General features: G+C 64.7%; 26 protein-coding genes. 5 read left to right on the plus strand and 21 right to left on the minus strand.

From position 1 onward, the window contains the following. Positions 1-172 precede the first annotated feature (172 nt). The 8 genes from V6M50_RS08585 to V6M50_RS08620 form a co-directional block, all read right to left on the minus strand. Positions 173-505, minus strand: coding sequence for a hypothetical protein (locus V6M50_RS08585; RefSeq protein ID WP_332818140.1), 333 nt, complete (start codon positions 503-505; stop codon positions 173-175). A 115-nt stretch (positions 506-620) separates the two neighbouring features. Further along, the gene (locus tag V6M50_RS08590; protein ID WP_332818141.1) at positions 621-1979 is read right to left on the minus strand and encodes a serine hydrolase domain-containing protein; all 1359 of its coding nucleotides are present in this window, start codon (positions 1977-1979) and stop codon (positions 621-623) included. 1 nt (position 1980) lies between these two features. Next, positions 1981-2334 (minus strand): MmcQ/YjbR family DNA-binding protein, encoded by a 354-nt coding sequence (locus tag V6M50_RS08595; protein WP_332818142.1) that lies wholly within the window; start codon positions 2332-2334, stop codon positions 1981-1983. Further along, the gene (locus V6M50_RS08600; RefSeq protein ID WP_332818143.1) at positions 2331-3656 is read right to left on the minus strand and encodes a replication-associated recombination protein A; all 1326 of its coding nucleotides are present in this window, start codon (positions 3654-3656) and stop codon (positions 2331-2333) included. The genes V6M50_RS08595 and V6M50_RS08600 overlap by 4 nt, the downstream gene beginning before the upstream one ends. A gap of 7 nt (positions 3657-3663) precedes the next feature. After that, entirely contained in the window at positions 3664-4821 is a 1158-nt protein-coding gene (locus tag V6M50_RS08605) for a glycosyltransferase family 4 protein (RefSeq protein WP_332818144.1), read from the minus strand. Between the two features lie 41 nt (positions 4822-4862). Continuing rightward, a complete protein-coding gene (locus V6M50_RS08610; protein ID WP_332818145.1) occupies positions 4863-5807 on the minus strand; it encodes a hemolysin family protein in 945 nt (314 codons plus the stop codon). Positions 5808-5826: 19 nt separating this feature from the next. Beyond that, entirely contained in the window at positions 5827-6333 is a 507-nt protein-coding gene (ybeY, locus tag V6M50_RS08615) for an rRNA maturation RNase YbeY (protein WP_332818146.1), read from the minus strand. Positions 6334-6492: 159 nt separating this feature from the next. After that, the gene (locus V6M50_RS08620; protein WP_332818147.1) at positions 6493-7431 is read right to left on the minus strand and encodes a LysR substrate-binding domain-containing protein; all 939 of its coding nucleotides are present in this window, start codon (positions 7429-7431) and stop codon (positions 6493-6495) included. An 88-nt stretch (positions 7432-7519) separates the two neighbouring features. Here V6M50_RS08620 and V6M50_RS08625 point away from each other — a divergent pair, with 88 nt between their 5' ends. Genes V6M50_RS08625 through V6M50_RS08635 form a run of 3 tightly spaced genes read left to right on the plus strand, consistent with a single transcriptional unit; the run spans position 7520 to position 10003 of the window. Then, positions 7520-8614 carry a hypothetical protein gene (locus V6M50_RS08625; RefSeq protein ID WP_332818148.1) on the plus strand — a complete coding sequence of 365 codons (1095 nt, stop codon included), beginning with the start codon at positions 7520-7522 and terminating at the stop codon, positions 8612-8614. Between the two features lies 1 nt (position 8615). Further along, on the plus strand, positions 8616-9509 hold the full coding sequence (locus V6M50_RS08630; RefSeq protein ID WP_332818149.1) for a TolB family protein: 894 nt from the start codon (positions 8616-8618) through the stop codon (positions 9507-9509). Further along, a complete protein-coding gene (locus tag V6M50_RS08635; protein WP_332818150.1) occupies positions 9506-10003 on the plus strand; it encodes an anthrone oxygenase family protein in 498 nt (165 codons plus the stop codon). Before V6M50_RS08630 ends, V6M50_RS08635 begins: the two co-directional genes overlap by 4 nt. On the opposite strand, the gene V6M50_RS08640 is transcribed toward V6M50_RS08635, so the two are convergent. Continuing rightward, positions 10000-10866 (minus strand): sigma-70 family RNA polymerase sigma factor, encoded by an 867-nt coding sequence (locus tag V6M50_RS08640; protein ID WP_332818151.1) that lies wholly within the window; start codon positions 10864-10866, stop codon positions 10000-10002. The genes V6M50_RS08635 and V6M50_RS08640 overlap by 4 nt on opposite strands. Further along, a complete protein-coding gene (locus V6M50_RS08645) occupies positions 10866-11321 on the minus strand; it encodes a carboxymuconolactone decarboxylase family protein (protein WP_332818152.1) in 456 nt (151 codons plus the stop codon). The genes V6M50_RS08640 and V6M50_RS08645 overlap by 1 nt, the downstream gene beginning before the upstream one ends. A 140-nt stretch (positions 11322-11461) precedes the next feature. On the opposite strand from V6M50_RS08645, the gene V6M50_RS08650 reads away from it, so the two are divergent. Beyond that, positions 11462-11839, plus strand: coding sequence for a DoxX family protein (locus V6M50_RS08650; RefSeq protein ID WP_332818153.1), 378 nt, complete (start codon positions 11462-11464; stop codon positions 11837-11839). 17 nt (positions 11840-11856) lie between these two features. Further along, positions 11857-12354 (plus strand): hypothetical protein, encoded by a 498-nt coding sequence (locus V6M50_RS08655; RefSeq protein WP_332818154.1) that lies wholly within the window; start codon positions 11857-11859, stop codon positions 12352-12354. Between the two features lie 44 nt (positions 12355-12398). Here V6M50_RS08655 and V6M50_RS08660 read toward each other — a convergent pair whose 3' ends face one another. The 11 genes from V6M50_RS08660 to V6M50_RS08710 all read right to left on the minus strand — a co-directional run bounded on the left by V6M50_RS08660 (position 12399) and on the right by V6M50_RS08710 (position 22614). Next, positions 12399-13376, minus strand: coding sequence for a DUF6607 family protein (locus V6M50_RS08660; RefSeq protein WP_332818155.1), 978 nt, complete (start codon positions 13374-13376; stop codon positions 12399-12401). Between the two features lie 18 nt (positions 13377-13394). Next, entirely contained in the window at positions 13395-15671 is a 2277-nt protein-coding gene (locus tag V6M50_RS08665; protein ID WP_332818156.1) for a TonB-dependent hemoglobin/transferrin/lactoferrin family receptor, read from the minus strand. A 274-nt stretch (positions 15672-15945) separates the two neighbouring features. Further along, positions 15946-16953 (minus strand): PhoH family protein, encoded by a 1008-nt coding sequence (locus V6M50_RS08670; protein ID WP_332818157.1) that lies wholly within the window; start codon positions 16951-16953, stop codon positions 15946-15948. 132 nt (positions 16954-17085) lie between these two features. Further along, on the minus strand, positions 17086-18435 hold the full coding sequence (miaB, locus tag V6M50_RS08675) for a tRNA (N6-isopentenyl adenosine(37)-C2)-methylthiotransferase MiaB (protein WP_332818158.1): 1350 nt from the start codon (positions 18433-18435) through the stop codon (positions 17086-17088). Between the two features lie 7 nt (positions 18436-18442). After that, positions 18443-19231 carry a lysophospholipid acyltransferase family protein gene (locus tag V6M50_RS08680; RefSeq protein ID WP_332818159.1) on the minus strand — a complete coding sequence of 263 codons (789 nt, stop codon included), beginning with the start codon at positions 19229-19231 and terminating at the stop codon, positions 18443-18445. After that, a complete protein-coding gene (locus tag V6M50_RS08685; RefSeq protein ID WP_095388819.1) occupies positions 19200-19625 on the minus strand; it encodes a Fur family transcriptional regulator in 426 nt (141 codons plus the stop codon). Before V6M50_RS08685 ends, V6M50_RS08680 begins: the two co-directional genes overlap by 32 nt. Before the next feature lie 133 nt (positions 19626-19758). Further along, positions 19759-20193, minus strand: a complete 435-nt coding sequence (locus tag V6M50_RS08690; RefSeq protein WP_332818160.1) for a MucR family transcriptional regulator — start codon at positions 20191-20193, stop codon at positions 19759-19761. A 109-nt stretch (positions 20194-20302) separates the two neighbouring features. Beyond that, positions 20303-20785, minus strand: coding sequence for a GNAT family N-acetyltransferase (locus V6M50_RS08695; protein WP_332818161.1), 483 nt, complete (start codon positions 20783-20785; stop codon positions 20303-20305). Next, on the minus strand, positions 20782-21399 hold the full coding sequence (gene tsaB / locus V6M50_RS08700; RefSeq protein ID WP_332818162.1) for a tRNA (adenosine(37)-N6)-threonylcarbamoyltransferase complex dimerization subunit type 1 TsaB: 618 nt from the start codon (positions 21397-21399) through the stop codon (positions 20782-20784). Before tsaB ends, V6M50_RS08695 begins: the two co-directional genes overlap by 4 nt. 19 nt (positions 21400-21418) lie before the next feature. Next, entirely contained in the window at positions 21419-22012 is a 594-nt protein-coding gene (locus V6M50_RS08705; protein WP_332818163.1) for a malonic semialdehyde reductase, read from the minus strand. 26 nt (positions 22013-22038) lie between these two features. After that, the gene (locus V6M50_RS08710) at positions 22039-22614 is read right to left on the minus strand and encodes a NifU family protein (RefSeq protein WP_332818164.1); all 576 of its coding nucleotides are present in this window, start codon (positions 22612-22614) and stop codon (positions 22039-22041) included. Positions 22615-22656 lie beyond the last annotated feature (42 nt).

The following is a 22656-nucleotide window of genomic DNA, read 5'->3' on the forward strand; positions in this document are numbered from 1 at the left end:
ATCGCCATCGTCGCGCTGAGCGAATTCGAGACAAGTTCTTCAGTGCGCATAGTCGCTTCCCCTTCAGGAACAGCCCCGCTTTAGCATTAGCTTGGTTGGCGCGGCAACGTCCGCAATCGGTCGCTTGCAGTCTTTCCTGCAGGTAAGGGGCGATTGACTGAAACGGGCGTTTCTATGCCATCCCATCCAGAATCGATTGCGCTTCAATGCGGATTTCGCTCATCTCGGGCGCGGCCAAGATTGCCTCGACATTCCCTGAAGTCTCATCGACAAGACTACAAAATTTTTCTGCCAAGGCGACGATCCTAACGTCCCAAGTCCCGAAAACGGGTCGTCCAGCTTTGACGTTGAGCGACAGGTTGCTGCTGAAAAGTATCGAATGGCATAGCTCTTCCGGCACGCACATCACACTCTGATCGCGTCCCATCCAGTAATAGTCTTGGAAGTCTTTGTCGCTCAGCTCCTGAAGAGCCTCCAGCACAATCCCTTTGTTCGGTTTGGGCATGTTCGAAGTGCCTTGCTGCGATGGTTCTCGGCGGCATCTTGGCCAATAGGCCGAATGTCCGCAAGCGGTCGAAAGCAGTCTTCATTTTTCGGACCACCAATCGCCAAGCAAGTGATCAGCGGACGCCGTCGGCAGCGACGACCGCCTTGACTAGGTTCGCAATGTCGAGGCGGTTCTTGTCGTCGTCATAGCCCTGACGGACGATCACGAGCCCGCGCGACGGGATGACGACCAGATATTGGCCGCGATTGCCGAAGGCACCAAAAGCGTCGGCGGGAATGCCCTCCGATTTGTTGAGCAACCAAAAGCCCGCGCCATAGCCGAACGCGCCATCGGGTTGCGGTCCGCTGGGCGTCGTGACGAAGGTCCGCCAGTTTTCAGGTAGCAGGCGCTTGCCGTCCCACAGACCGTCGTTCTGGTAGAGCAGCCCGAGCCGCGCGAGGTCGCGCGCGGTCGTCCAGACCTGGCTCGACAGGATATAGTCGCCGTCCTTGTCGTGCTCGGCGAACGTGCGCGTCATGCCGATCCGGTCGAAGAAGGCGCCGGGGTTCAGCGCCCCTCCCGCTTTTGCCTGCGCGGCTTTCAGCGAAAGTATCGCGAGCATCGTATCATTATTGGCATAGCGATAGCGCGTGTTCGGCGGGTTCAGCAGCGGCCATTGCGTGGTCCACTGCCGAACCGATGCGCCGCCCATATAGATCGCATCGGTGCGATTGCCCGCGGTGTCGCTGGTCAGCCCGCTCGCCATGCGCATCAGCTGTTCGGTGGTGATCGCCGCGCGCGGGTCGCCGGGCGTCTTCCATTCGGCGATCGTCGCGGGCTTCGTCACGTCGATCTGACCCTGATATGCTGCATGACCGATCAGTGTGGCCGCCATCGACTTGGCGACCGAAAAGGTCCGCTGCGCCGTGTGCCTGTCATGGCCGGCCCGATAGCGTTCGACCGCGATCTTGCCATCTTTGACGATCAGCACCGCGCTCGTCCGCCCGCCAAAACGCGCTGGGTCCGCCACGGCATTTTCCAAGGCGGCGGGCGCCCGCGGTTTCTCGGCGTGGTCGCCCAGCGGCCACGGCCGGTCATCGATGTTGGGGCGCTGCTGGTTCGAGAGACCTTCAATCTTCGTGGGCTGTGCGCCGATCGGCAGCGTGACGCAGCCTTCGCGGCTATCCCATGCTGCGATGCGCGGCGGCATGTCGTCGCGGTAGCGCACGCTCACGCGCTTTGCCTTGTTGTCGACGTCGGCCTTCAGCGCGCGGACGTCGGGCTCGATCTCGGGATAGATGCCGGTGAGTTCGTCGCGTTCGATGTCGGCGAGCGATTTTCCGCCGCCGTTCCACAGCGACGAACAGGTGAAAGCCGCGCGATAACCTGCCGCCCAGGCCCGGTTGAGTTCAGCATTCGCCGGCGGGGTTTGCGCCTGCGCCGGGAGCGCGCAAGCGGCGAGCACAAGACCCAAGGCCAGCCGCCGCAGCATATCAGGGCTGCTCGCCAAAAGCTTGCCGCTGCGCCTTTTTCGCGCGCGCCCACCAGGCGCGGCGAATGACGTTGGCGACGCGTTCGGGATCGTCCGAACCGAAGCGGACGAGCAGCGCGTGCCAGCCTTCATAATGCGGGGTCTGCCAGAAAGTGTCGGGATCGGTTTCAAGCAGGATTTCCTTCTCGTCGGGCGAACACATTACAGCGAAACTCCCCGGCTCGCGCCCTGGCGAAGCGAGCGCCTTGCCATTGAGCTTGGGACAGGGCGTGCCATAGAATGACAGCATTTCGACATCGGGAAGCGCGCAGGCGAAGGCGACCACATCGTCCCAGCTGTCGAATTTCGGCGTCATTCGCCGCCCCGTGCCCGGCGTTGCTCGTCCCACCAGGCGATCCGTTCGGCGATCCTTTTTTCAAAGCCGCGGTCGGTCGGGTGGTAATAGGTCTGCGCCCCCATCCCCTCGGGCCAGTAGTCGGCGCCCGAAAAACCCTCCGGCGCGTCATGGTCATATTCATAACCCGCGCCATAGCCGAGATCCTTCATCAGCTTGGTCGGGGCGTTGAGGATATTCGCCGGCGGCGCGAGCGATCCGGTGTCGCGCGCCGAAGCGAAGGCTGCCTTTTGCGCGGCATAGGCGGCGTTCGATTTGGGCGCGGTCGCAAGATAGAGGCAGGCCTGCACGATCGCGAGTTCGCCCTCGGGCGAACCGAGGAACTGATAAGCGTCCTTTGCTGCGAGGCATTGCACGAGTGCCTGCGGGTCGGCGAGCCCGACATCCTCGCTCGCAAAGCGCACAAGCCGGCGCAGCACGTACAGCGGCTCCTCGCCCGCGACGAGCATCCGCGCCATATAATAGAGCGATGCCTGAGGGTCCGAGCCGCGCAGCGCCTTGTGCAGCGCCGAAATGAGATTGTAATGGCCGTCGCGGTCCTTGTCGTAGACCGGCATGCGGCGATGGAGGAATTGCGCAAGCTCGGCGGGATCGAGCGGTTCGGGTATCGCCGCCGCGAACAGCGTTTCGACCTGATTGAGCAGGAAACGCCCGTCGCCGTCGGCGCTCGCGACCAGCGCCGCCTTGGCATCGTCGGTGACGGGCAGGACGCGCCCGACTTCGGCCTCGGCGCGCTCGACCAGCATCGCGAGCGCTTCCTCGCCGAGCCGGTTGAGCACCAGCACCTGCGCCCGCGACAGCAGCGCGGCGTTCAGCGCGAAGCTGGGGTTCTCGGTCGTCGCACCGACGAGCACCACGGTGCCGCGCTCGACATAGGGCAGGAACCCGTCCTGCTGCGCGCGGTTGAAGCGGTGGATTTCGTCCACGAAGAGCAGCGTGCGCTTGCCCGCCGCCGCCATCTTCTCGGCATCGGCAAAGGCTTGCCGCAAATCGGCGACGCCCGAAAAGACCGCCGAGAGCGGCGCGAAGCGCATTCCCACCGCCTCGGCGAGCAGGCGCGCGATCGTCGTCTTGCCCGTACCCGGCGGACCCCAGAGGATGATCGACGACAATTGTCCGGCGGCGACCATGCGGCCGATCGCGCCCTCGGGACCGGTCAGATGCTCCTGCCCGACGACATCGGAAAGGTCACGCGGGCGCAGCCGTTCGGCGAGCGGGACGGGACCGGTGGCGCCGCCCTGCCGCGCCGCGGGAGCCTCATCGCCGAACAGATCCCCGGCCATGGCGGTCTCAGGTCCTGCGCCGCTGTTTCTGGCGGATCAGGCGCACATAAGTATCGGCGACCGCCTGGTTGATCGCATCCCATTGATAGGCGCCGCTTTCCAGCGTCGCCGCCGCGCCATGTTCGGCGCGAAGCTGGATGTCGCGGCAATAACGCTCGAGATGGTCGGCAAAGCCCGTGATCGAACCGGGGGCGACGAGATAGCCGGTCTGGCCATGCTTGACGATGCTGGCGCTGCCCGTCGCGCGCGCCGCGACGACGGGCAGGCCGCACGCCATCGCCTCGAGGGTTACATTGCCAAAGGTTTCGGTGACCGACGGGTTGAAGAAAATGTCGCACGACGCTAGCGCATGGGCGAGATCCTCGCCGCCCTGGAAGCCGACGAAATTGGCATTCGGCAAGCGCGATTCGAACCACTCGCCCGCAGGTCCTTCGCCAATAACCACAACCTTATGCGGCACCCCCCGCCGCGCGAGCACGTCGATCGCGTCGGCGAACACGTCGAGCCCCTTTTCCATCACCAGCCGGCCGAGGAAGGCGATGGCGGGGACGTCGTCGGCGATGTCGAGCGAGCGACGCCATTCCATGTCGCGGCGGCCCGGGTTGAAAATCGCCTGCTCGACCCCGCGCGTCCAGATGCCGATGTCATAGTTCATCCGCTGTTCGCGCAGCACCTGCGCAAAGCTTTCGGATGGTGCGATCAGCGCGTCGCATTTGCGGTAGAGCTTGCGCAACCAGGCAACGACCACGGGCTCGAGGAAAGACAGGTTGTAATAGCGGAAATAGGTTTCGAAGCGCGTGTGCACCGAACAGGCGACTGGGAGCCGGCGGCGCCGCGCCCATGCCGCCGCCTGCCGTGCCACGCGGTCGGGGCTGGAAATATGGACGATGTTGGGTGCGAAATTGACGATGTCCTCGCGGACGCGCGACGAGAAGGATACCGGAATGCGATATTCGCTGCGGCCGGGAATCGCGATTGACGGCACGCTGACGAGGTCGCCGGTGGGTTCGAAATCAGGATGCGCGACGGTCGGCGAATAGACGCGCACCGCGGCGCCATGCGCCAGAAGATAGCCGACAAGGCGGTTCAGCGCCTTGTTCGCGCCGTCGACCGTCATATTATAATTGCCGCTGAACAGAGCGATGCGCAGATCCGAAACGTCCATCCGGCCTCAGCTAGTCCCTTGGACGGGCAAAGGCAATTGCGTCAGAACTCTTGGCTCCGTTCCGACGGGGCCTCCAGATCGACCTCGACCGGCGGGTGGAGCCGCAGGCGATGGACGCGACGTTCGTCGGCCTGGGTGACCTCGATGCGCCAGCCGCTCGGGTGGAGCAGAATTTCGCCGACCTCGGGCACATGGCCCGCCAGCACCGCCGCAAGGCCGCCGAGCGTGTCGACATCTTCCTCGACCTCGGCGAGCCGCGGGTCGATCGCCTCGCCAATATCGTCAAGCTCGGCGCGCGCCTCGATCTCCCAGCAGCCATTTTCGCCCGGGACGAACAATGGCTCGGGCTCATCATCATGCTCGTCCTCGATCTCGCCGACGATTTCCTCGACCAGATCCTCTATCGTCAGTAGCCCCTCGGTCCCCGAATATTCGTCGATGACGATGGCAAGGTGCGTACGCTTGGCGCGCATTTCGGCAAGCAGGTCGAGCACGCCCATCGATTGCGGCACATAAAGCGGCTCGCGGATCAGGTCGATCAGCGGCGGCGGCGGCCGCCCCTCGGCGAGCACCGCGAACACGTCCTTGACGTGGATCATCCCGACGACCTCGTCGAGCGTTTCGCGATAGACCGGCAGGCGGCTGTGCCCCGCCTCGGCAAAAAGCGCGACGATGTCGGTGAAGCTCGCGCTTTCGGCGATCGCGACGATGTCGGCGCGCGGCACCGCGACATCGTCGACCGTTTGCTCGCCGAAATGGAGAAGGTTGCGCAGCATCTTGCGCTCGATCGGCGCGAGGTCGCCGACGATATTGCTGCCGCGCCGCCGTTCCTCGCCCTCTTCCTCGGCCTCGTCGATGACCTCTTCGATCTGCTCGCGCAGCGACGGTTCGTTGTTGCCGCCGAACAGCAATGCCTTGAGACCGGCCAGCAGGCCGGTTCTACTGTCCTCTTCCGATCGGTTCGAAGATCCCTGGTCGTCGGGCATGTGCGTGGCGTTTCCTAAGCTAATCCAGGTCCGCATATGGATTGGCGATGCCCAGCGATGCAAGCGCTTTCACTTCGAGCGCCTCCATCGCGGCGGCGCTGGTGTCGTCGATATGATCGTATCCGACGAGATGGAGCGTGCCGTGGACGATCAGATGCGTCGCATGATCCTCCAGCGAAATCCGCTTCTCCTCGGCCTCGCGCGCGCAGGTTTCGCGCGCGAGCACGATGTCGCCGAGCAATATTTCACCGTCGTCGCTGTTCGCGAGTCCTTCGAGCAGGTCGTCCTGCACCTGCGGGAAGGAAAGCACGTTGGTCGGCTTGTCCTTGCCGCGGAAATCGCGATTGAGCGTATGGACCTCGGCATCGTCGGTCAGCCGCACCGCGATCTCGACGAGCGGCGCGGCGTCGGCGAGCGAGGCATAAGGGGTCAGCGCGAGCGCGGCAGCGACCGCCTCACCGGCGCGCGCTTCCCAGTCGAGCGCATCGGGCCATGGTGTTGCGGCGTGGGTTTCGACGCTCAGCATGGAAAATCGCCCGAATAAAAAGTGGCGGAAAACTGCGCAACTTTACTCTGGAATCGCATTTTTTGCGAGAGCAGAACGGTGCCGGCGGTAAGGATATGAGTGAGGCGGGTCATCGCTGTCACGCTATCGCGGTGCGCTTTTGTAGGACAGCGATATTTGTCACGGATCGAGGATGATCGCGTTGTTGATATGCGCCCGCGCGGCCGCTACCTCGGTCGCCGCGGCGTCGCACAGCCAGTCGCGAAAGCGCGCGATCTTCGCGCTCTGCAATCGCGCGACGGAATAGACGAACCAGAAGGCGCGGCCGTCGCCCGCGACCAGATCGTGCGCCGGAACGAGGCGGCCGGCGGCAATCTCGTCGCGGAACAGGATCGGCGAGCCGATCGCGATCCCATGCCCGGCAACCGCGGCCGCAATATCGAGATGTTCGGCGGCGAGGCTGGTGCCGAAGCGTTCGGGCGAAGGGCCCGCGGTCACGCCAAGCGCGCGATACCAGATATCCCACCAGTCGGGCCGGCCGAGCAACGGAACGTCGAGCGGCTTGCCCGGATTCTCCAGACCCGCCGCGGCGTCTTTGAGCGCGGGGGCGCAGAGCGGTATGAACAGGATCGGGAACAGCCCGACACTCCTGAGCCCACGCCATTCGCCAAGCCCGTGACGGATCGCCCCATCGAACCGGCCGTCGCCCAGCGCGTGCGGTTCCGCCGACAGTTCGAGTTCGATCGATATATCGGGATGCCGGGCGCGAAACAGGCCGAGACGCGGGGTCAGCCAACTGGTTCCCAGCGTCGGCAAGGTCGTGAGCGAAAGCCGCGCCTCGTCCTGGTCCTGCGCCCTCATGAAACTCTCGTGCAGCGCCGCAAAGGCAGCGCTCGCCTCGCGCGCGATCGCGGCGCCGGCCGCGGTCAACGCAACCTTGTGCGGATGGCGGACGAACAGGTGGAGCCCCGTCTGCCGCTCGAGTTGCCGGACATGATAGCTGACCGAGGCAGCGGTCGTCCCAAGCTCCTGCGCCGCCTTGGCGAAACTCTCCAGCCGCGCGGCCGCCTCAAAGGCGCGGATCGAGGGCAAGGGCGGAAGTTTGTCGCTGCTAACCATAAATGTGACTTAGCCTCTATGCCGATTCTTCGCATCCCCAAAACATAACTCGTGGGGCAGACCGAGGCACACGTCCTCTGGAGGTCCGATGACCCATCTCCCCACTTCGCTCGACCGGCGCCACTTGATCGAAACGATGATCCTTGCCGGCGCCGCCGCGTTCGCCCCCGCATGGAGCCAGCCACGCTCTCCGGGCAGCAGCGAGGCGCATCGCCGCGACTGGCAATGGCTCGTCGGCAATTGGGACGTCTGGCACCGCCGGCTGAAGGAGCGGCTGGCGGGGAGCGACGATTGGGCCGAGTTCGGCGGTAAGAGCGCGTGCTGGCTGACGCTGGGCGGCCTCGGCACGATCGACGACAATATCCTCGACCTGCCGGGCGGCGAATATCGCGGCTTCGGTATTCGTGCCTTCGATCCGGCGACGCAAACATGGTCGATCTGGTGGGTCGATGGCCGCAACCCGACCATCATCGATCCGCCGGTTGTCGGGCGCTTCGACGGCGATGCGGGGGTCTTTACCGGCGAAGACAAGTTCAAGGGCCGCGACGTTGCGGTGCGCTTTCGCTGGCGCGATGTGCACGGTGTGCGCCCGAACTGGGATCAGGGGCTTTCGGTCGATGGCGGCGCGACGTGGGAGATCAATTGGCGCAACTATTTCACGCGCACCAGCGCGGTACCGGCACCCTTGCCTTTGCTGCACGACAAGGAGCCGGCACCGAACAGCCGCGATTTTGATTTTCTGGTCGGCGCTTGGAAGGTCCGGCATCGCCGCCTCAAAAAACGGCTGGCGGCAAGCCGCGACTGGGTCGATTTCGACGGCACGCTGGTCAACTGGCCGGTGCTCGGCGGCCGCGGTAATGCCGGCGACAATGTCATGAACTTCCCCGGCGCGCCGTTCCGCGGGGTCGGCATCCGCACACTCGACCCGGCGACGGGCGAATGGCTGAGCTGGTGGCTCGACGGTCGCAGCCCGGCGGCGATCGCCCCGCCGGTTCGCGGCGGGTTCAAGGGCGGAATCGGCACTTTTATCGGCGACGACAGTTTCGAAGAACGGCCGATCAAGACGCGCGTGCTCTGGTCGCGGATCACCAGGGCCTCGGCGCGCTGGGAGCAGGCCTTTTCGCCTGACAACGGGCTAAGCTGGGAGACGAACTGGATCAGCGATTTCGAACGGACGGCGTAAGATGTTCGGGATAGCCTTCCTCATCGCGGCGTCGGCGAGTGCCGATCCCCCGGTCGAGACCGTCGGCGAGGCCGAGCTTTTCGCCCCGGGGATCGCCTCGACCGACCATTCGGAAATTCGCCTGACGATCAGCCCTGACGGCCGGACCGCTTTGTGGTTCAGCCGCGACCGGCCCGGCGGCGGCGGGGGTTATGACATCTGGATGTCGCGGCGGAGAGATTCGGGGGCGGAAACAGGCTGGGGCGCGGCGACGCCGGTTTCGTTCAACGCGCCGGGACGCGATTTCGACCCGGCCTTCTCGCGCGACGGGCGATTCGTCTATTTCTGCTCCGATCGGCCCGGCGGGGTCGGCAAGGACGATCTTTACCGTGTCGCGGTGACGCGGGCCGGCTTCGGCACACCTAAAAATCTGGGGCCAAGCGTCAACAGCGCGGGAAACGAATATGCGCCGATGCTGTCGCCCGACGGCCAGTCGCTGCTCTTTTCGAGCGACCGGCCGGGCGGCGCCGGGCGGCATGACCTCTACACCGCGCGGGCTCGGGGGCGGGGTTTCGCTGCCGCCACGCCGCTCGGCGGAGCGACCAACACCGTTGCCGACGAGTTCGATGCGACTTTTCTTTCGGACAGCCGGACGATCGTCTTTGCGCGCGCGCCGAGCATGCAGGACGACCGCGTCGACCTGTTCGCCGCCGCATCGCACGGTAGCCGTTACGATGCGGGGATGATATTGCCGCCGGCGGTGAACGATCCGGTCGGAAACAGCTATGGTCCAATGCTCGACTGGTCGGCGCCGGACCGGCTGACCTTCTCGAGCCGGCGCGACGGCGCGGGGTCGATGGACCTCTACCGCGTCACCTATCGCCTGACGGCAACCGAAATTCTGGGAGGAAGATGATGCCCGATAATCTGGTGACTGGATTGAGCTTTGCCGCCGCGTCCGGCGCGGCGCTGGTAGGCGGCGTGTTCTTCGGCTTTTCGAGTTTCATCATGGCGGGGCTGGGACGAATTCCGTCCGAGCAGGGCGTTGCCGCAATGAATTCGATCAACGTCACGGTGATCAATCCGGGCTTCATGACCGCGCTGTTCGGGACCGGCCTGCTCTGCCTGGTCGTTGGCGCGCTGTCGCTGGGGTCGCTCGGCATGCTCGACGGCAAGCTGATCCTCGCCGCCGCGCTGTTCTATATACTCGGCTGCGACGCGGTGACGATGGTCTTCAACGTCCCGCTCAACAATGCACTCACCGCGGCAACGCCTGGAACGCCCGAAGCCGCCGCGTTATGGACGCGTTATCTGAGCGAATGGACGATGTGGAACTCGGTCCGAACGGCGGCGAGCTTTGTATCGGCGATCCTGTTCGTCGCGGCAGGCGCTCTCCGCGTCGCGGCCTAGTGCATGTGCTTTAGCTTGTCGGGGTTGCGCATGACATAGATGGCGGTGACCCGGCCATCCTCGATCTCGAGCGCGGTGGTCTGGAGTTCGCCGTCGGCCTCGCGCGTCACAAAGCCCGGCAGGCCGTTGATCATGCCGGCGTGGACCAGTGTCGAGCCATATTTGCCGAACAGCACCGCGAGGCTGCGGTGGAGCTTCATCACCGTGTCGTAACCCAGCACCGGCATCAGCGCCGCGGGGCGCTTGCCGCCGCCGTCGGACCACATGCCGACATCGGCCGCGAGCAGCGCGCCGAGCGTGGTCATGTCGCCGCTGCGCGATGCAGCGAAAAAGGCGTTGGCGATCTGGAGCCCCTGCTCCTTTTCGAGCTTGTAGCGCGGCCGCGCGTCGCGGACGTGGGTGCGCGCGCGCGCCGCAAGCTGGCGCGTCGCGGCGGCGTCGCGGTCGATCGTCCTGGCCACCTCCTCGAACTCGACGCCGAAAACGTCGTGGAGCAGGAAAGCGGCGCGCTCGAGCGGCGAGAGGCGTTCGAGCGCAAGCATCAGCGGCAGCGTGACGTCGTCGTCCTCTTCCTCCTCGACCAGCGGATCGGGGAGCCACGGGCCGACATAGGTTTCGCGCTGGTGCCGCGCCGATTTGATCTGGTCGAGGCAAAGCCGCGTCACGGTGCGGCGGAGAAAAGCCGCGGGCTCGCGGACCTCGCTGCGGTCGGTACCGAGCCAACGGATAAAGGCATCCTGCACCACATCTTCGGCATCGGCGACCGAGCCCAACATCCGGTATGCGACGCGGGTGAGGAGCGGACGCAGCGGGTCGAAACTGTCCGCCGCGTCCGCCGAATCATGATGTCCCCGCGGGGCCATCAGGCCGCCTTGGCCGCGGGCATTTCGTACCAAAGGTCGAAGCCGACCGCGAGGCGGTTCCAGCCATTGATGACGTTGATCATCAGCGTAAGATTCACCTGTTCCTCCGGCGTGAAATGCGCCTCGAGCGCGTCCTTGGCTTCCTTCTGTGTGTGGCCTTGCGACAGGCGGGTCAAGGCATCGGTCCACGCCAGCGCGGCGCGTTCGCGGTCTGTATAGACCGGGGCTTCGCGCCACGCCGCCAGCAGATAGATGCGCTGCTCGGTCTCGCCCGCGGCGCGCGCTTCAGTCGTGTGCATGTTGATGCAGTTGGCGCAGCCGTTGAGAATCGACGAACGGATCTTCACCAGCTCGATCAGGCTTTTCTCGAGGCTCTCCTGCGCGGCGAGCGACACGCCCATCCACTGCTTCATCAGCTGCGGCGCGGCGGCGAAGGGGTCGGTTACCTTGGTCATGTCCTATCTCCTTTGTGCGGGTTGTACTCACATGACGAGACAGGATCGGCGCGTGTGACATGGATCGCGAAAAAATTTCGCGTCGGCCGAAAAATCCGTTAGCCTGCCCGCCTCGACAATCGGAAAGAGGGGGGAAAATCATGAAATTTCTCGATGGTTTCGGCGAACAGACCTATGCGCTGCTGCGCATCGTCGCGGGCCTGTTGTTCATGGCGCACGGCGTGCAGAAATTCCTGGGCTTCCCGGTGGCATTCCCGATGCCGCTCAATCCTATGCTTTATGCGGCGGGCACGATCGAAATCGTCGCCGGTGCGCTGATCGTCATCGGTCTGTTCACGCGGCCAGCGGCGTTCATCGCCAGCGGCATGGCGGCGGTCGGTTACTGGGTCGCGCACGGCAGCCAGGGTCCCTATCCGATCGTCAATGGCGGCGAGACGATCGCGCTCTACTGCTTCATCTTCCTGTTCATCGCGACGCGCGGCGCGGGGATATGGAGCGTCGACGGGGCGAAGAAATAGGCAGCAGGAAAGGCCCTATGCGCCGATCCTTTCTGGGAGGCATCGCGCTTGGCGCGGTGCTCGCCCTTGGCAGCGTCATGGTCGCCGGCATATGGCTCAAGGATCAGCCCGAGCCGCTCTATCTGCGGATTGTGGACGATAATTTTCACGAGACGTTCGACGCCGAAAATCCTGAGTTCAAACCCGAGCATGGTCCGACCAGCGTGAGGCTGATCAGAGGCTGCAAAATTGCGGCCTTCACAACCGACAATATGGGCCTGGACCACACCGGGTCGTCATTCGTCAGGATCGACTCGACACCAAAAGCCAACCTGAATTGCCTGATTGGCGAAGCCCGAGCGCATTCGATGTCGCTGGCGATCACGCGCGGATTGGATACAACCGCGATCGAGTGCTTCCCGGGTTTGCCCACGCGCTTCCGGGACGACCCGCCTGCCGAATCCTGCCCGGCCGGCAATCCCGCACCGATATTCCGGGAGCCGCACAACAGAACGGACAAAAGGACGACAAAATAGGGGACGGCTCTCGCAAGCCGCCCCCAATTTCGGGCTTCAGGTCTTCAAAGCTTCCGCGTGTTCGTCTCGATCAGCTTCTTCGCCTCGGCGATCGCCTTGGCGGTGGTCAGCTTCTTTTCCTGAACCTCGTCGGCCATTTCGAGCAGGCGGCCGCTGATCACAGTGCCGGTTTGCGCTTCCTCGTTGATCGCGATGCCGCCCTTGGCCCTGGCGACACGGTCCCATTCGACGCGGACGGCGGCCCAATAATCCTTGGTCGCCGCCCAATAATCGTCGGCAGCCTTCACGTCATACTGGTCATATTTGATATAGGTGTTGAGGACATATTCCTGGACGATCGGCACCAGCTTGCCGTCCTTCGTCCCCATTTTCGTATTGTCCTGCCAATGGACCCAGCCGTCGGGCGAAGGCTGATGGCGGTTGATCGACAGATAGCGGTCGTAGACCGGGTTGCGGACCGCGTCGCGGCGCGCGAGCGGGCGCCACGTCCAGTTCGAGCGCCAGCGGCGGACGCCGCCCTGCGTTTCGAACTGGCCCCAGCCGGCGTAGCGCGGGCTGTCGTCGACCTGATAGACCGTCTGCGACCAGCGGCCGGTGCGCATCTTTTCGGGGACATCTTCCCAGCTCCACGCGTTGCGGTCCGAATAGACGAGCAGCTTCGCGGGCTCATATTCCCAGTCCTGCCGCCAATGCTTGATGATCATGCTCTTGTCGTCGTCGCCGGTGATGACGAGCATGTGCTGCAGCACGATCTTGCGACCGCTATCCTCGATTACGCGGACGACTTCGTTGCCGCCCGAGCGTTTCGGTTCGAGTATCTCGTAATTCGGATCCCAGCGCGTCGATTCCTGCATGTTGAAGCTGACGCGGTAATTGCCCGCCATCGCGAGGATGTCGGCGCGATCCTGTTCGAAATTGGCCGCAGCGGCTTCGGCGGCGATCGGCGGGTGTGCCAGCGCGGCAACCGGGAGCGCGGCCGACAAGAGCAACAGGCCGGCGGCGATTTTGCGACAGGGTTTCATCGGTGCAGTCCTTCTGTTTTAAAAGCGGTAGCTCAGCGACACGCTCGCGTTGCGGCCGGGCTGGGTATAGGCGTCGGTGATCGCCGATGTGGACGCGAGGCCGCGGACATCGCTCCACCAGCTGTATTTCTTGTCGAGGATGTTGAAGACGCCCGCGCGCAGGGTCAGCCCGTCGACGACGCGGAAAAATGCGGTCGCGTCGAGGATGGTGAAGCTGTCGGGACGGAAACATCCGGGGGTGCAAAGCCCGGCCGTGCGCGACGCTTCGTTGCGGCCGCTGTGCGTCATGATGACCTGGCCGCCGAAGCGCCCTTGTGGCTCGCGGTAACCGACGCCGGCGACGAGCTTGATCGGGTCGATCGTCGACAGCGGGGCGCGCGTGCCGTCGGGGTCGATCACGTCACCCTTCGCATAGGATAGGGCGAGCGTCGTATACAGGCCGGACGACGCTCGCCCCTCGAACCGCGCCTCGGCGCCTTTGACGCGGACGCGGTCGAGATTCACGAATTGGAAGATGGCCGGATCGTTCGGCAGGAAATTCCCGCTCACCTGTTCCTGGCTGATGAAATCCTTGTAGCGCGCGGAGAAGCCCGTCACGTCGAGGCTGATCGCATCGCTGGAAAGGCGCACGCCGCCCTCGAAACTCTGGCTGCGTTCGGGGCCAAGGTCGGGGTTGGGGATCGAGGTGTAACCCGACGCGAGGTTCGAGAAGAACTGGTTCACCTGTCCCGGCTCGGGCGCCTTGAAGCCGGTCGCATAATTGGCGAACAGCCGGACCTGATCGGTCAGCTTCCACACGGCACCGAATTTCGGGGAGACGCGCGAGCCGTCCTGCTTCGCCCCGGCAAAGGCCGGCAGCAGCGGGTCATCGTCGGGCGACAGGTCGTACCAGTCGAAGCGCAGCGCCGGATAGAGGAGCAGGCGGCCACCCGCGACCGAGATTTCGTCGCCGACGAACAACCCGGCGCGGGTAAAATCGGTGCTCGGGAAAGCACGCGTCGGGAAAGTCTCGCCGAACGGCGGGACGGTGCCGTCGCGCAGGCCGCGCTGGCGCGTCTGGCTGATGTCGCCGCCGAAAACGACGCGATGACCGATCGCGCCGGTCGCAAAGTCGGCGCGCGCGTCGGCCGAGGCACCGAGCACGCGGTTCTCGAAGGTGTTGAGGCGTGTGCGGTCGGCGGCGGGGGTACGATCCTCTTCGGTATATTGGCGGTCCGCGCCGTCCTGCCAGTACAGCGCGACGCGGGCGAAATCGATCGCCCCCTCGCCCTCCCAGCTCCAGTCCAGCGAGACGCGCTTGCGTGTCCCGGTGTCGATGGCTTCGAGGCGGTCGACGCTCGACGTGACGACTCCCGTCGCAGTGCGGGTCGCGGTGACGCCGGTCAGGCCGTTGGTGTAAAGGCGCGTGTCGAGATACTCGCCGGTCAGGCGGATCTTGTGGCCGTTCGCGGGATCATAGACGATGCGCGCAAGCGCTGCGTCGGAACGGCCATCCTGCGGGTTGGGAAGCGTGCGGAGCGGACCGGTGTTCGCATCCTTCCCCGAGGTGCCGTTTACGCCCGGAACACCGCTCAACAAGATACCGCCGGCGACGTTGCCCTTGTTGTCGAGTTCCTTGTAATCGCGGCGGGTATAGGCGGCCATCACCGACCAGTCGCCGCTGCGCCCTGCGAGGATCGCGGTTTCGCTGAACTCTTCGTCGGCGCTGCTGTAGCCGGCGCGGAGCAGGCCGCCGATATTCTTGCCCGCTTCGAGGAAATCCGTCGGATCGGCGGTGATGAAGCTGACCGCGCCAGCAAGGCCGTCGCTGCCATAAAGCGCCGACGATGGCCCGCGCAAGATTTCGACCGACTTGACGAGGCCGAGGTCGACATAGTCGCCGCGCCCCGACGCCTGCGCCCCGAAACTGAAGCCGTCGGGGACGCGGACGCCGTCGACCTGGATCAACACGCGGTTGCCGCCGATGCCGCGAATATTGAAGCTGTCGTTGCCCGCGCGCCCCGTCGCGCCGAGCGCGGCGCCGAAGCGGGCGGGCTGGCGCTGGACGCTGACGCCGGGTTCGAAGCGGACGAGATCGCGGATGTCGGTGACCATTTCATCGGCGATCTGTTCGTCGCTTTTGACGGTGACGGTGACGGGAATGTCTTCCACCTTCACCGCGGTACGCGTTGCGGTGACGACGATCTGGTTCTTGCGCTGGACCCAATATTCGCCGTCATTGTCCTGCGCGAAGGCCGGCTGAGCCGCGGCGGCGAGCGCGAGGCCCAGCGCAGTGCTCGCGGCGAGACGGGACACGGATGGCGAACGATGGTGGCTCAATTTTCTTCCCCTGATTCATTGCGACTGACTCGCAATAGCTGCGCTCTAGGCGCGCGAAATCCGGGGGTCAAGCTTTATGCTATTGCGAATCGTTTGCTAGAATAAAATAACGAGACCGAGGTTGAGCGACGGCAAAGTCACTCGTCATCCCGGCGCAGGCCGGGATCTCGGCGGTACGCCATTTACAGAGATTGAGATCCCGGCCTGCGCCGGGATGACGATGAGCAAAGGCGGCAGCGCGCTGCTCGCCTTAGGCCCCCGGCCCTTCATAGGCGTCGACGATACGCCCGACGATCGGGTGGCGGACGACGTCGGCGCTGGTGAAATAGCTGACGTTGATACCCTCGACGCCCTCAAGCCGCGCGACCGCGTCGGCGAGGCCCGAGCTTGCGGGGATCGGCAGGTCGACCTGCTTGGGGTCGCCGCACACGACCATGCGGCTGTTCATGCCGAAGCGCGTCAGGAACATCTTCATCTGCGGGATCGAGGTGTTCTGCGCCTCGTCGAGGATGATGAAGGCGTCGGCGAGCGTCCGCCCGCGCATGAAGGCGAGCGGCGCGATCTCGATCTCGCCGCTCGCAATGCGGCGCTCGACCTGTTCGGCGGGCAGGCAGTCGTGGAGCGCGTCGTAAAGCGGGCGCAGATAGGGATCGACCTTTTCCTTCATGTCGCCGGGCAGAAAGCCGAGTTTTTCGCCCGCCTCAACCGCGGGGCGCGAGAGGATCAGACGCTGGACGCTGCCGGTGATGAGCTGCGCGACCGCCTGTGCCACCGCGAGATAGGTTTTCCCGGTGCCCGCCGGGCCAAGCGCGAAGATGATGTCGTCGCGCGCGAGCGCCTGCATATAGGGGACCTGCGACGGGGCGCGCGGGACGATCGTCTTTTTGCGCGTGCGGATCATGATCGGCGGCGCTTCGTCCTTGTCGTGGCGGATGATGCCCTCGAGCGTCGGCTGCGCCGACATCGCGATCACACCGTCAACCATGCCGGCGTCGACCTCCTGCCCCTGTTCGATGCGGTTGTAGAGGTCGACGAGCACATCGCGCGCGCGCGCAGCGGCTTCGGCCTCGCCTTCGATCTGTACGCGATTGCCGCGCGCCGAAATGTAAACACCCAGGCGATTCTCGATACCGACCAGGTTGCGGTCGAACTCGCCGAACAAAATGCCCAGCAGCTGTGTCCTTTCAAACTCGGCCGTCAGTCGGACGCGGTCGCCGGGTTCGGCGGGAGTGGCAGCTGTCAGCGGGCGTTTGGACATATGGGCAAGGCTCCTTCGATCAAGGACACGACTGTACTCCCGCGAAAGCGGGAGTCCATCTCCTGTAGGTGCGGAATTCGACGGAAGGAGACGGAGTGTGTCTTCGCGGAGACACAGCTTTCTCCAGTCGCACTAGGCGACCTCTTCCATCAATGCCTCGGCGCCGAGGCTGTTGGGTCCGGCGGAGGTGATGCGCACATCGATCATGTCGCCGATCGCGAGCCCCGGCGCGATGACATGCACCGACTGGAGCCAAGGCGACTTGCCGATGAGCTGGCCGTCGAGCTTGCCCTTGCGTTCGAGGAGCAGCCGTGTCGTCTTGCCGACCGTCGCCGCGTTGAACGCCTGCTGCTGTTCGTTGAGCAGCGCCTGCAAGCGCTGGAGCCGGTCGTTCATCACCTCTTCGGAAATCTGCCCGTCCATCGTCGCGGCGGGGGTGCCGGGGCGGCGCGAATATTTGAAGCTGTACGCCATCGCATATTTCGTTGCGCGGATAACATCGAGCGTCGCCTCGAAATCGGTTTCACTCTCGCCCGGGAAGCCGACGATGAAGTCGCCCGAAATCGCAATGTCCGGGCGCACCTCGCGGACGCGTTCGATGACGCGCAAATAGCTGTCGACGCTGTGGCTGCGGTTCATCGCGGCGAGGATGCGGTCGCTGCCTGCCTGCACCGGCAGGTGGAGAAAGGGCATCAGCTTGTCGACCTCGCCATGCGCGGCGATCAGCCCGTCGGTCATGTCGTTGGGGTGGCTCGTCGTGTAGCGGATGCGCTCGAGCCCGTCCTCGCGCGCGAGTTCGCGGATCAGCCCGTCGAGACCGATCGCGCAGCCACGATCATCCTCGCCATCCCACGCGTTGACGTTCTGGCCGAGCAAGGTGATCTCGCGCGCGCCGCCCGCAACGAGCGCGCGCGCCTCGGCGATCAGGTCGGCGAAGGGCCGGCTGATTTCGGCGCCGCGGGTATAGGGCACGACGCAATAGGTGCAGAATTTGTCGCAGCCTTCCTGCACCGTCAGGAAGGCGGTCGGGCGCTGGCCGCCCGCGCGTTTCGGCAGTGCGCCGAACTTGCTCATCGCGGGCATGTCGAGATCGACCGCCTTTTCGCCGCGCGCGGCGCGGGCGATCAGGTCGGGGAGGCGGTGATAGGCTTGCGGGCCGACAACGACATCGACGCTCGGCGCGCGGCGCGCGATCTCGGCGCCTTCGGCCTGCGCGACGCAGCCGGCAACGGCGATCGTCGGGCGGCTGCCGTCGGCGCGCTTCAGCCGGCCGATGTCCGAATAGACTTTCTCGGCCGCTTTTTCGCGGATGTGGCAGGTGTTGAGCACGACGAGGTCGGCGTCGGCGCCCTCGGCGGCCGCGACATAGCCTTCGGCGCCCAGCATCTCGGCCATGCGCTCGCCATCATAGACGTTCATCTGGCAACCGAAGGATTTGACGTGAAAAGTCTTGGCAGGATTTTGTGGAGAGTCGGACTTCATCGGCTCGCTATAGGCGATGCAGCGCGGCGGCGGAAGACCGCGCGATTTCCCCCGCGATCGCGGCGCGCGCCGCCTCGCTGATCGCCTTGCGGTCGTGCTCGGCTTCTTGCGGAAGCGGGTCTAGATAGTGGATGGTCAGCGGGATGGGCCGCTTGCGCGCGAGGATACGCTTGAAATTGTCGAGCCCCGATTCGGGGTCGAGCCACGCGATGTCGCTCGCTTCGGCGCCATAATCGAGGAATACCGGCTGCACCCGCAGATTGGGCGGGGTCGGGATGATCGCCTGGAACAACGAGGCACGGAACGGCAGCAAGCCATCGCCCGGTCCGGTGGTGCCTTCGGGAAACAGCGTGACGGGGCGGCCGCGCACAAGCGCCTCGCGCAAGCTGTCGGCCTGGTTGTGAATCTCGCGCCGCGCTTCGCGCTGGACATAGATGGTGTGGTTCTGGTCGGCCAGCCAGCCAACGAGCGGGGTTGTTCCCACCTCGGCCTTCGACACGAAAGCCGAGCGCGCGGCGCCGCCAAGCGCGAGGATGTCGAGCCAGCTGACGTGGTTCGAGGCAAACAGGACATTGCGCCGCAGCCGTGTGCCGGTCGTGCGGACACGCAGCCCCGCGATCCAGCCGGCGGCGTTGAGGAACGCCATGACCATCGGCGAGGGACGGCCGACGGCGCGATAGCAAAGGTGCGGGACGATCAGGAAAAGCAGCGCCAGCACCATCAGCGTCAGGCGGGCGACCGTCCGCCAGGTGATCGTGGCGCGATCAGTCGCGCTTGCGATCGAGGGAGACACCATAAAGCTCCATGCGATGGTCGACGAGGCGGAAGCCCAGCCGTTCGGCGATCACCTTCTGCAACGCCTCGAGCTCGGGATCGACGAATTCGATCACCTTTCCCGTTTCGACGTCGATCAGATGGTCGTGATGTGCCTCGGGTGCGGCTTCATAACGCGAGCGTCCGTCGCCGAAATCGTGGCGGTCGAGGATTCCCGCTTCTTCGAACAGGCGCACGGTGCGGTAAACGGTGGCAATCGAAATGCCGCTGTCGACCTTCGACGCGCGTTCATAAAGCGTCTCGACGTCGGGATGATCCTCGGAATCCGAGATGACCCGCGCGATGATGCGGCGCTGCTCGGTGATGCGCAGCCCCTTTTCGTGGCACAGAGCTTCGAGATCGATAGTACCGGACATGCTGGCCTTTCCTGCAAGATGCAGCCGTGTCTTTGTTATGACAACTGTATAGGGTCGCGCCGCCGATAGGACAAGGGCGGCACCTGCCGGCACCGCCCCTCCCTACCCTGTGCGGGCGATCGACGGCAAAGCCTCAGACTTTCGGCTTGCGCTTGCGCCCGCCGCCACGGCCCTTGGTGCCGAGGCCGATTTCCTTCGCCAGCGCGCGGCGCTTTTCGGCATAGTTCGGCGCGACCATCGGATAGTCGGCGGGAAGACCCCATTTCGCGCGATAATCGTCGGGGGTCATGCCATAATGCGTCATCAGGTGACGACGCAGCATCTTCAGCTTCTTGCCATCCTCGAGACAGGTGATGAAGTCGGGCTTGACCGACGTGCGGATCGACACCGCCGGCACCAGCTTTTCCTCGGGAACCGGCTGGGTCCCCAAACCCGACAGCGCGGCATGGACGTTGTTGATCAATATGGAGAGATCCGAAATGGCGACACTGTTATTGCTGACATGCGCCGCGACAATGTCGGCCGTCAGTGTAACGAGCATCTCATTGGTATCGGCTTGATCGGACATGAGACTATTCCTTGTTTTATTTACCCAGAAGAGCGGCCAGCGAATATTGGTATTCTTCTTATGCCGACTGGATTACTGCCACTTTGGATGCAATTCCGCAATGACCGAGTCAGGTGCCTTTGCCATTATGGCACGACCGTCGCATCGTCACCGCGTCGCGAACCATGCCGTCATTGCCGCGGTAATAAGCTGAGCGGCGGCCGCATTCCGCAAATCCGGCGCGCTGATAGAGGGTCACCGCATCATTGTCGGCGCGCATTTCCAGAAAATAATCCTCGGCGCCCTGCTGCGCAGCCCAAGCCTGCCAGTCGTCCATCAATAACGCGCCAATACCGCGGCCGCGGTACAGCGGATCGACCGCCAACAACAGCAGTTCGCTTTCGGGTCCGGCGATGCGTGCGGCGGAAAAGCCGCACGGCTGTTCGGCGTCCCACGCAACGCAGACGCGCGCCGAGGGCAGCGCGAACAGCGTCAACAATTGCGCGCCGCTCCACGCCTCGCCATAGGTCGGGTCGAAGGCCGCATCCATCACGCGCATCACCGCCGCGAGGTCGCCGACACGCGCGGTCGCGAGGCGAATGTCGCCCGTCATACCGCCGCCATTGGTTTGGCGTCAGGCGCGCGGCCGTAGATCGGGCTGGGCTGGTCGAACAGTGCCGCGGACGGCAGGCGCAGGAAGGCGCGGGCGTCGGGAAGCGTCGGCAGCGCCCGCCCCGAACCGCGGCGCGCGACGAACGGCTCGGCGCGGTTGCCGACGACCAGCTCGTCGGTCAGCGCGGCGGCCGCTTCGGGGACGAGCGAGCGGACGTCGGCGCGCGGCGAGAGATCGGCGGCAAAAGGCTGGACGAACCATTGGCCATGACCGCCTTCCATGACCACCAGCGCACCGTCTGCCGCCACGACCGCATCGGCGGCGCTGGCTGCGACGAGCGCGAGCGTCGAGAAACCATGCACCGGCACTTGCCAGCCGATCGCGAGTGCGCGCGCCGCGGCGACGCCGATGCGCACCCCGGCAAAGCTTCCAGGCCCGCATCCCACGATGATGACATCTGCGCGGCCCCCGTCCGCCAGCTCGGCGATCAGCGGGACGAGCCGCTCGGCGTGGCCGCGGCCGATGACTTCGTGGCGATAGTCGACGACCTCGCCCGCCTCCAGCAGCGCCACCGAACAGGCTTCGCTCGCCGAATCGATAATCAGGTGCCGCATGGAATTTGGGACGGGTCGTTCAGGCGATGCGGTTGAAGCGGCCGAAGTCCGGGCGCGGACTGCGCCCGAAAATCGTCGCCGGATCGCCATAGCCGAGGGTCGAGATGAAATTGCTCTTCACATTGGGCTCGTCGGCGAAGAAGGCTTCGTCGACCCCCGCATTGTCGAACCCCGACATCGGCCCGGTATCGAGCCCGAGTGCGCGCGCCGCGAGGATGAAATAAGCGCCCTGCAGGCTGGAATTGCGGAAGGCGGTCGCTTTCGCATGCTCCTCGTTCCCCGCGAACCAGCTGCGCGCATCGGTGTGCGGGAAGAGTTCGGGCAGAAGCTCGTAAAACATGTTATCCATCGCGATGATCGCGGTGACCGGTGCACTCAGGATCTTTTCGGCGTTGCCGGGAATGGCGAGCGCGGCAAGCTTTGCCTTCGCTTCGTCCGACGTGCACCAGACGATCCGGGCCGGCAGGCAGTTGGCACTGGTCGGGCCGAATTTCACCAGGTCCCAGATCGCGTGCAACTGCGCTTCCGACACCGGCTGGTCGGTATAGCCGTTATAGGTGCGCGCGGTGCGAAACAGCTGGTCGAGGGCGCTGTCGGAAAGCGGCTCGCTCATCGGGCAATCTCCTGGATTTGGGGTGTTCAGACGGCGTGGACCGCGGTCACTTCGGGGACATAATGTTTGAGCAGCGACTCAATGCCATTCTTGAGCGTCGCGGTCGAGGACGGACACCCCGCGCACGCGCCCTGCATCTTGAGGTACACATTGCCCTTGTCGAACCCGCGATAGATGATGTCGCCGCCATCGTTGGCGACCGCCGGGCGGACGCGCGTTTCGATGAGTTCCTTGATCTGGTCGATGATGTCGGCATCGGCGGGATCGTCGGCAAAGCCGCCCTCATCCTCCGCCGGGACCGCGAAGCCCGCGCTCGCGGGATGGAACAGCGGCATGTCGGCGAGGAAATGATCCATGACGATGCCAAGCACGTCGGGTTTCACATCGCTCCATTCGGCACCTGGTGCGATCGTCACCGAAATGAAGTCGCGCCCGAAAAAGACGCCGGTGACGTCGCCGAGCGTGAACAGCGCGGTCGCGAGCGGCGATGCTTCGCCCTCTTCGGGGGTGGCAAAGTCGCGCGTGCCCGCGTCCATCACCGCCCGGCCGGGCAGGAATTTGAGCGTCGCGGGATTGGGCGTCGATTCGGTTTCGATCAGCATGGGGTGCATGTGGGACGCCATCGCCCTTTGTGCAAGATAACA

This window comes from Sphingopyxis sp., assembly GCF_036675685.1.
Lineage (GTDB): Bacteria > Pseudomonadota > Alphaproteobacteria > Sphingomonadales > Sphingomonadaceae > Sphingopyxis.